General features: G+C 87.0%; 1 pseudogene. It reads left to right on the top strand.

Features of this window, described 5'->3' with window-relative positions:
• Positions 1 to 15 precede the first annotated feature (15 nt).
• Positions 16 to 323: pseudogene (locus tag PUR56_RS43155) on the top strand (hypothetical protein); the annotation flags it as partial.

Raw genomic sequence — 323 nt, forward strand, 5'->3', positions numbered from 1 at the left:
GCATGGCCCGCCCCGGTGACCGTCGTCCGGCCGCGCCCGGTGCGCGTCCGGCCGGTCCCGGTGGCCCGGGGGGCGCCCGTCCGCGTCCCGGTGGCGCCCGTCCGGCCCGTCCGGGAGCCGGGGCTCCCGGTGGTGGCGATCACCGTCCGGCTGGCGACCGCCCGCAGCGACCCGGTGGCGCGCCCGGTGCCGGAGGTGCCCCGCGCCCCCGCGCGGACCGTCCGCCGCGTCCCGGAGGCGCTGCCGGAGGCGGCCGGCCCCCGGGCCCCGGCGGTCCCCGTGCCGGCGGACCCGGCGGCGCTCGCCCTGCCGCCGGCGCCGGC

Origin of the sequence: Streptomyces sp. BE303, from assembly GCF_036290945.1 — a bacterium.
Taxonomy (GTDB): Bacteria; Actinomycetota; Actinomycetes; order Streptomycetales; family Streptomycetaceae; genus Kitasatospora.